Annotated in this window: 9 protein-coding genes and 1 rRNA gene; 1 reads left to right on the forward strand and 9 read right to left on the reverse strand. The window is 32.6% G+C overall.

Annotated features, from left to right (window positions below; translation table 11 throughout):
- Positions 1-14 precede the first annotated feature (14 nt).
- The 4 genes from CPAL_RS13570 to CPAL_RS13585 form a co-directional block, all read right to left on the reverse strand.
- Complete coding sequence (locus tag CPAL_RS13570; RefSeq protein ID WP_106024848.1) at positions 15-431, reverse strand: PTS sugar transporter subunit IIA; 417 nt, start codon at positions 429-431, stop codon at positions 15-17.
- Between the two features lie 33 nt (positions 432-464).
- A complete protein-coding gene (locus tag CPAL_RS13575) occupies positions 465-959 on the reverse strand; it encodes a PTS sugar transporter subunit IIB (protein ID WP_106024849.1) in 495 nt (164 codons plus the stop codon).
- 116 nt (positions 960-1,075) lie between these two features.
- Entirely contained in the window at positions 1,076-1,945 is an 870-nt protein-coding gene (locus tag CPAL_RS13580) for a PTS system mannose/fructose/sorbose family transporter subunit IID (RefSeq protein ID WP_106024850.1), read from the reverse strand.
- 18 nt (positions 1,946-1,963) lie between these two features.
- Positions 1,964-2,737 carry a PTS mannose/fructose/sorbose/N-acetylgalactosamine transporter subunit IIC gene (locus CPAL_RS13585; protein WP_061858913.1) on the reverse strand — a complete coding sequence of 258 codons (774 nt, stop codon included), beginning with the start codon at positions 2,735-2,737 and terminating at the stop codon, positions 1,964-1,966.
- 295 nt (positions 2,738-3,032) lie between these two features.
- On the opposite strand from CPAL_RS13585, the gene CPAL_RS13590 reads away from it, so the two are divergent.
- A complete protein-coding gene (locus CPAL_RS13590) occupies positions 3,033-3,665 on the forward strand; it encodes a bifunctional 2-keto-4-hydroxyglutarate aldolase/2-keto-3-deoxy-6-phosphogluconate aldolase (protein ID WP_207654948.1) in 633 nt (210 codons plus the stop codon).
- Between the two features lie 55 nt (positions 3,666-3,720).
- Here the strand turns inward: CPAL_RS13590 and CPAL_RS13595 are convergent, their stop codons facing one another.
- The 5 genes from CPAL_RS13595 to rrf all read right to left on the reverse strand — a co-directional run bounded on the left by CPAL_RS13595 (position 3,721) and on the right by rrf (position 8,508).
- Positions 3,721-4,569 carry a MurR/RpiR family transcriptional regulator gene (locus tag CPAL_RS13595; RefSeq protein WP_061858915.1) on the reverse strand — a complete coding sequence of 283 codons (849 nt, stop codon included), beginning with the start codon at positions 4,567-4,569 and terminating at the stop codon, positions 3,721-3,723.
- Positions 4,570-4,779: 210 nt separating this feature from the next.
- Entirely contained in the window at positions 4,780-5,478 is a 699-nt protein-coding gene (locus CPAL_RS13600) for an SIMPL domain-containing protein (protein WP_061858916.1), read from the reverse strand.
- A gap of 169 nt (positions 5,479-5,647) precedes the next feature.
- On the reverse strand, positions 5,648-6,508 hold the full coding sequence (locus CPAL_RS13605) for a PLL family lectin (protein WP_479723345.1): 861 nt from the start codon (positions 6,506-6,508) through the stop codon (positions 5,648-5,650).
- A gap of 545 nt (positions 6,509-7,053) precedes the next feature.
- Positions 7,054-8,208 carry an N-acetylglucosamine-6-phosphate deacetylase gene (gene nagA, locus CPAL_RS13610; protein ID WP_061858918.1) on the reverse strand — a complete coding sequence of 385 codons (1,155 nt, stop codon included), beginning with the start codon at positions 8,206-8,208 and terminating at the stop codon, positions 7,054-7,056.
- 183 nt (positions 8,209-8,391) lie between these two features.
- Positions 8,392-8,508, reverse strand: a 5S ribosomal RNA gene (gene rrf / locus CPAL_RS13615).
- Positions 8,509-8,623: the final 115 nt, after the last annotated feature.

Here is an 8,623-nt window from a genome sequence, read left to right on the forward strand (position 1 = left end):
AATTTCTCCCCCCATTACAAGCCCAATTCTTCCAGAGCTTCTTTAATTCCATCTCTACCTGAATCTAATGCAATATGATATAAATCATTAATACTGCTAATAGTAGCTCTTGAGGTTAAAACTTCTATAACCATTGGAAGATTCACTCCTGTTAGTAAACGAATAGGAATTTTCTTCTCATAAAAATTTGTGATATTATAAGCAACAGAATTGTATGGCGATGCTCCAAATAAATCAACTAATATAATTACACCATCACCAGTATTTAGTTCTTCAACAGTATCCTTAACTTTTAATTTAAATTTTTCGAAGTCTTCTCCTTCATATAACCCAATTGTTGAAAACTGTTCCTGCTTTCCAACAATCAAATCTACACTTGATTCAATACCTTTTGCCATATCACCATGTGTAATAATAAGAATTCCTATCATAAAAAGCCCCCAATCATGCTTCTTTAAATATAATTAAAATTTCTTCTCAGCACTTTTTAAATCAACAGCTTTATTAGATGGTATACTTTGAAAATAAATGTTTTTAACACCATATATATCTCTTAGTTCAACTAGCATAGCACATTCATCAGCAGTAATAGCAACCGAATTGATAATACTTGTTGTACCTGGCTTTTTAGCTATACCACCCAAATTTAATTCCTCTATAACACAGCCACCCTTGACTAATTCATACATGGTCTTTATAGTCCTTGTTAAAAGTATACAGCTATTATCTTCAAACTTATTTTCATTCCACTCCCTAATCGCATCACTAAGGGTTAATATTTTTACCTTAAGTCCTGTACGGCTTCCCGCGCTTTTAAAAATGCTTGTCATAAAGGCATCTTTTGCGACAACATCATCAACAATAAATATTGAATTTGCTCCTGACTTCTTAGATAAATTAGTCATAACCTGTCCATGTATCAATCTTTCATCTATTCTTGCTAATGATACTTTTCCCATATATAAAACTCCTTTGCTCTTAATTTAGTTATTAGAAAATGTATTATTTCATAATCATTTTATGGTTAAAAGACCCTTTGTAATTGTTATAAATGAGCCTTTTACCCATTAATTATTTATAAAATACCTACAGCAGCTAATAATCCCAAAATTACAGTTAAACCGATAAGAGCTCTTGTTACTTTCATACCCTTCTTTATGAAGTAGAAATATACTCCTGAAACAACACAAAGAGGTAGTAGTCCTGGTATTACTTTATCTATAATTTCTTGTAAAACGAATTCCTTACCAGAAAGCTTAAATGATAATGATGAGGAAACCTTTACATAATTGGCAGCCAAAACTCCCATCATAAATAAACCTAGGATTGATAAGAGCTCAATGAGAGACTGTACTTTACTTCCTTCTAATAGCTCAGATGCCTTAAGTCCCATTTTAAATCCTTGACGTGTGAAGAATAATCCAATAAATACTTGATATAATGAAAATGCTAAGAATGGAAATACAGCTCCAATAGCCAAACCTTGTTGTGCCCATGGAATAGCTATAGCAATAAATATATATTGCACAGTTCCTGAATCAATAGAATCACCTATTCCGGCTAAAGCTCCCATTAATCCAGCTTTTATATTGTAAATAAGATCATCAGTAACAGTTATCTCTTCTTTATTGTAAACCTGTTGAGCTCTTTCCTTTTCCATCGAAAGCATTAAACCTGTGATAATCCCACCACCCCATGAAATCTGAGTGTTAAAAAATAATAAATGACGCTGATATGCAGCTCTAAGCTCATCCTTATCCTTATATAATTTCTTTAAAGCTGGTATCAAAGCCCATAATAATGCTGGTGCAATATAGCGGTCAAAGGAATGGGGAATTTCATCTGCAAAATAAAAACGTAACCAAGCTATAAGAATGTCTTTAGATGTAATTTCTTCCGGCTTTAATTTAACAGAAACTTCTTTAACGTTATCAATATTAGTCATATTTTCAACCTCCCCTCATTATATAGTCTCTCTAGCTTCTTTTTTGCTAATAACATATATTGCAGCAATTAAGGATCCTAAGATTGCATACGTTACCATAGTAATATCCAAGCTCTTTAATATTGTTGTTAAAAAGTATGCCAGTAAAAAGAATATGATATAATCTTTTTTACCAATGACATATACCGTAACTGCAATACCTATAGCGGCAAGTCCACCACCAATAACTGTTAGTATGTGGAATAGTAACCCACCAGATACAGATTCAACAACGCTAGCTATAATTGGTGCTCCAAAGTAAAGTGCTATAAACATGAATGGTATAAATATAACAAATGATACTAGAGTTGGTAAGATAATTATGGAGAAAGTTAACATATTACTTTTCGCTTGCTCTGCATATTTATCAGTTAACTTAATAACAAATGTATTAACAAAAAATCTAAATTGATATAAATAGCTTCCAAGAAGACCGACAGGTACCGCTACAGCTACAGCTGCTTCTGGTTTCAAATTACTCATTAAAGCTACAGGAACCGCAATTCCAGCTGCAATAGCTGGTTCTGATGGCATTTGGCCACCTGGCGAAAATACCCCCATGTAAATAAGCTGAATTGCTGCAGAAACTTCCATAGCATTTTTTACATCTCCCATAACAATTCCACATATAAGACCCGTCATCATAGGAGTAAATCTAAGCGTTGTTGTTGCACCACCGAAAAACACTCTCGACATTACAAGACCAATCCAAATTGCAATTATTAAAGCTTGACCTACAGATAAGGAATCCATCCTTTTCCCCCCCTTATTTCTATAAGTTTTCTAATAGTATTATAAAAAATACCTCCTTTCTGATATAGATTAATAGTTTGCGCTAAGTGTATGTCTATAGTGCTATTAACTCCTTAACGCTTATACGTTTTATATGTTATAAATATATTTTCACTTTTGCGTTAATATTAATATTTTTTTGAAATTTATAAAATTTTTTTCTAATTTATCATATTAGCTTGCTTACAGCTTATAAATATATATCAGGAATTACATAAACAGATATGTAATTAATATTTTGAATTTGAAGGAGGATATAATGGAAAAATATGAAGTTTTAAAAAGAATTGATAAGTCTGGAATTATAGCTGTAGTAAGGGCTAAAGATTTTAATGAAGCAAAAAAGATATCATTAGCTTGTATGAATGGTGGTATAGATGCTATAGAAATTGCCTTTACTGTTCCAAATGCTCAATATGTTATTGAATCACTAGTAAAAGAATTTGGAGATAAGTTATTAGTAGGTGCTGGAACTGTGCTAGATAGCGAAACAGCTCGTATAGCCATCTTAGCTGGTGCAAAATATATAGTAAGTCCTGCTTTTAACCCTCAAACAGCAAAGCTGTGCAACAGGTATCAAATTCCATACATGGCAGGTTGTATGACCTTAACAGAAATACTAACTGCCTTAGAGGCTGGAACAGATATTATTAAAATATTTCCTGGAAACATATTAAATCCTTCCTTTGTTTCTGCAATAAAAGGTCCTCTTCCACAGGCTAAACTAATGCCTACAGGAGGAGTAAATTTAGAAAATGTAACTGAGTGGATTAAAAGTGGATGTATAGCTGTTGGAGTAGGGGGAAATCTTACAAAGGGTTCTAGTGATGACATTACAAATACAGCTAAAGCCTTTATAGCTAAGATCAAAGAGGCCAAAAGTATTTAAAAAAACAAAATAAATAGTAAGTGCGTTTTCTATTATAGATGCGCACTTTTTATATTTACACTCTTTTTTTAGCTATAGCTTTTCTTACTTTTTCTATATTATTATAATAGCTTTCCTTCTTTTTTAAGCATACCTGAACAAAAAGACAATCTAATAAAGTTAATGTAGATATCCTAGACTCTGCTGCCTCACTTTTATACTTCTGCTGCCGTCCATAGCAAATAAGATTAACATCAGCTAGTTTTGTAAGAGGAGCCTTGGACATAGAGCACAAGGTAATTATCTTAGCTCCATTTGCTTTTGCTAATTCCACATTTTCTATGAGCTCTTTATTGCTTCCTGTATTAGATATAGCCACAATTACGTCATTTTCTTTAACCATGGAAGCTGTTATTGCCTGAAGATGAGTATCCGTTTGATATTGGCATATAACTCCTGTTCTTATGAACTTATGCCATGCATCCATAGCTAAAGCTCCTGAACCTCCCATGCCAAAAAAACTAATTTGATTTGCATTTATAAGTAATTCTACTGCAGTTTCTATATCCTTAGCATTATTTCGCTTTAAAGTTTCTTGAAGTGAAACTATTGTAGATTTAAATACTTTATCCATTACTATAACATAATCATCATTGTCCTTTATATCTTCATGGATATTTTCAATAGGATCTATAAGTTCATGAGCTATATGTATTTTAAATTCCTGATATCCTTTGCATCCTACTTTTTTACACACCCTAAATATTGTTGCCTCCCCACAGTTACACCTTTCAGCTAATTCTGTTATAGAAAACTGAATTATTTCTTTTCCGTGTGTTATAATATATTCCGCTACTCGTCGCTCAGATCCTTTTAAATTTCCATATATCTCTTTTAGATTAGCAATAACACTTGACTTAACCATAAAAGACCTCCAATCTACAATTTCTCATATATTAATTATACAAGCATTTTTGGTATATATTAACATTAACTTAAATTATTATATACTTTTTTTATATTGATTAATTCATTTCCATAACCTAAAAAGTAACTAAAAAATTTCCCTTTAGAAATTTCTTAGTCACTTTTTTCTTACTCGGCTAAGGACTACTCTTTTACATAATCTCTGACGTTAAAGTTTTCTATACCTAAAGATAGCCTTTACCTTTGCAGTTATTTCAATTTCTCCACCTATAATTGGAGTTGAAACTGTTGAAGCCATAAGTTCTCTTCTTCCTTCAAATATATTTTTACTAGAACTCTCTTCTGAAATATCTATAGGAATTCTATCAACAATTATATTTAAGGTTTTTTCCATATTTATAGCTTTATCTACCGCGTCTATAACAGCTTTAGATAAAGCAATTTTATAATAATTAGATGATTTTGACACTAAAAAATTCACACTATTTACTACATTTGCACCATTTTCCACTGCAATATCTATTATCCTCCCAACTTCTTCTATATTACTAACTGTTATCTTTAAAGTATTTGTTACTCTATATCCTTTAAAAATTTGCTTTCCCTCAACATAATCATATTGTGGTACAATTGAGTATGATTCCGTTTCAATATTCCTCTTTTCTAATCCAGTCCTCATTAAGCTTTCAATAATTTGTTGTACTTTTTCCCCATTCTCTCTTTGGATAACTTCAACTCTATCCCCTTCAGTTGTTACGCCTAAGATTATAACAGCAATATCAGGATCAACTTTAATTGTTCCAATTCCTTCTAAAACCATCCTAGGCTTTTTAACTTTTACACTTCTGTCTCTATATTTTTGATTGTTGCTCCATAAATCATATGGAGAATTATACATATAAAACATAACTTTCTCCCCTCTACAATAAGTACTACACTGTATCATATGTAAAAACTAGAAAAGTTGATTATTTATATAAATGTAAAGCACAGTTGATAAAACCTTTTATCAACTGTGCTTTATTAAAACATATACTAAGCTAATGCTAATTGAAATTTAGAACTACTTTTTTCTGTTAATTTCTCCAAATATGCCACATAGCATTATTAGTGCCTCTTGCAAATACATCAGTTCTGTTTGGTCCCCAAGATACTGCGGCTGGAGCAGAGGTTATATTTCCTCCAATGTTACTCCAACTGCTCCATCGAGAGCCATTCCAAGACATGGTCATTAATTGATTATTTTGTCCTCTAGCAAACACTTCAAGCATATTAGCTCTTCTAGAGGAAACTGCAGGAGCAGAAGTTAATCTTCCTCCAAGGTCTTCCCATCTACTCCAACGTGAACCGTCCCACCATAGATGATATAGACGATTACCTTGACCACGAGCAAATACATCAATTCTATTTGGTCCCCAAGACACTGCAGCAGGGTCAGAAGTCAAGTTTCCACCAAGGCTTTCCCAGTCGCTCCATCGTGATCCATCCCACCATTTGTGCCAAAGTGCATTATCCGTTCCGCGCACAAAAGTGTCTAGTCTATTAGGTGCCCATGAGGAAACTGCAGGAGCAGAAGTTAACTGTCCACCAAGACTTTCCCAAGCACTCCAACGTGAACCGTTCCAAAATATATGCCACATAGCATTATCTGTGCCTCTTGCAAACACATCAATTCTGTTTGGTCCCCAAGATACTGCAGCAGGAGCAGATGTTATAACTCCGCCAAGGCTTTCCCAGTTACTCCATCGCGATCCATCCCACCATTTGTGCCAAAGTGCATTATCCGTTCCGCGCACAAAAGTGTCTAGTCTATTAGGTGCCCATGATGAGACTGCAGGAGCAGAAGCTAAAGTTCCTCCAAGATCCTCCCACTGACTCCATCTACCTCCAGTTCCTGGTGATGTAGAATCGCTTATATTTCTCAAAGTAAACTCTATTACATCTCTAAATGTTGAATCTACAACATTTCTAGGAACTCGTGCAACATTAAGAGCAGCAAATATCCAAGCATTATCCCTTCTAAAGGCGTTAAATATTGAATTTGTCCTCTGACTTATACTTCCACTATGATTTGGTGAATTATCTATTGTATAAGCTATTGCAGTTCTAAAATAAGTATCGATTAATACTGTGTTTACACCATAACGCTGAAAATTTCTCCTAAGATCAGGTCTATCTCTATTAAGTTGTATCAATATTCTATTTACCTCCTGCTGAGGTGCTCTACACATATCTAAATATTCTTCTTCATAGAATAAATTAGGATCATAAATTTCATTATATTCATCAAATCCATTAAACCTTGTCATTTCTCCGTTTATAAATGGGCATACATTCTGATTTAGACAATAGTCACAATAAAAAAATTCATTTCTATACATTATAAACCTCCTAAAATTTTGCTCAGGCTTAAACCTTCATCAATTACATTTTATGATTAAGTCTAAACTCCGTTACAAAATAAAAGAAGGTGACCAAAACTTTAATTGCTAAATACCGTTCTTCCTTCAACAATTGTATGTTTTATTTCAAACTCCTCATCAAATATAGTTATATCTGCATCTTTTCCTAATTCTATGCTTCCTTTTCTTTTATCAATTCCTATATTCCTTGCTGCATTTGATGAGGCCATTGCTACTACCTCATGAATTTTTAATTTTGTATTTTCTAATACTTTTTTTAAAGCTCTATTTAAAGTTAAAACGCTTCCCGCTAAAGTTCCATCTTCTAGCATAGCTAAGTTGTCTTTAACTATAACTTTTTGTCCGCCTAATTCAGATATTCCATTCTTCATACATCCAGCTCTCATAGAGTCCGTTACAAGAATAACCTTATTAGGCCCTTTAGCATTAATAATTAATTCAAAAACTCCTGGATGTATGTGTATCTTATCTGCTATAAACTCACAATTTATATCACTACTTAACACTGCTCCAACAACACCTGGTTTTCTGTGATGTAATGGACTCATTGCATTGAAAAGATGAGTTGCATGACTTATACCATTTTTTATTGCTTCAATTACTTCCTCATAAATTGCATCCGAATGTCCTATTGATAAAACTATACTTGTATTCTCTTTTACTTTTTTAATAAATTCAAAATTATAATCTTTTTCTGGAGCTAAGGTTATAATCTTGATTACTTTCTCATAACCATTAATAAAATCATAGCTGGGTTTTATTATATATTTTTCATCTTGTACACCTTTATATTTAGAATTTATGAATGGTCCTTCCATATGGGCACCAAGCACTTTAGCCCCACCTAAATCTAAATCCATTCCTTCCTTTATAGTATTCAAAGCTTTATAAATTTTCTCTTTGCTCATAGTCATAGTTGTTGGTAGAAAGCCTGTAACTCCTTTTTGTGCTATAACCTGACTTATTACTTTTAAATCTTTCAATGTTCCATCCATAGCATCACTTCCACCAGAGCCATGAATATGCAAGTCAATAAATCCAGGAGATACATAGCATCCATCAGCATCTATAATATCTAATTTTTCTAATATATTATTTATTTTATAAAAATCTTCTTTTTCTATAATGTGTTTGATTTTTTTATCAAATATAACTACTTTATTTTCTACTGTTTTATCTTTTAAAATAATCTTACCATTAATAATTGCTCGCAATATTTTTACTTCCCTTCTTAGCCTTTTCAATTTTTATTACTTTCAAAGATAATTTTATCATTAATTTTGACTTAACTTCACTTTTATATTTACTATTTTTTACAAAGTATTAATAGATGATGATATAAAAAACACCAAGAATTTCTATGAAAAAGAAATTCTTGGTGTTTTTTATATCATCTTACCTGGCAGCGACCTACTCTTCCACACCGTCTCCAGTGCAGTACCATCGGCGCTTTGAAGCTTAACCTTCGTGTTCGGAATGGGAACGGGTGTTACCTTCAAGCCATAACCACCAGATATTATTTTAAGAGAATTTTGTTCTCTCAAAATTGCACAGTGCATTATTTGATCAAGTCCTCGATCTATTAGTATCAGTCAGCTTAATGCATTACTGCACTTACACCTCTGACCT

The sequence above is a fragment of the Clostridium thermopalmarium DSM 5974 genome (assembly GCF_002995795.1).
Lineage (GTDB): Bacteria > Bacillota > Clostridia > Clostridiales > Clostridiaceae > Clostridium_H > Clostridium_H thermopalmarium.

What these genes read in the sequence shown, in the direction of transcription:
- CPAL_RS13570 (WP_106024848.1), bottom strand. Translation starts at nt 431, where the DNA reads ATGATAGGAATTCTTATTATTACACATGGTGATATGGCAAAAGGTATT.
- CPAL_RS13575 (WP_106024849.1), bottom strand. Translation starts at nt 959, where the DNA reads ATGGGAAAAGTATCATTAGCAAGAATAGATGAAAGATTGATACATGGA.
- CPAL_RS13580 (WP_106024850.1), bottom strand. Translation starts at nt 1,945, where the DNA reads ATGACTAATATTGATAACGTTAAAGAAGTTTCTGTTAAATTAAAGCCG.
- CPAL_RS13585 (WP_061858913.1), bottom strand. Translation starts at nt 2,737, where the DNA reads ATGGATTCCTTATCTGTAGGTCAAGCTTTAATAATTGCAATTTGGATT.
- CPAL_RS13595 (WP_061858915.1), bottom strand. Translation starts at nt 4,569, where the DNA reads ATGGTTAAGTCAAGTGTTATTGCTAATCTAAAAGAGATATATGGAAAT.
- CPAL_RS13600 (WP_061858916.1), bottom strand. Translation starts at nt 5,478, where the DNA reads ATGTTTTATATGTATAATTCTCCATATGATTTATGGAGCAACAATCAA.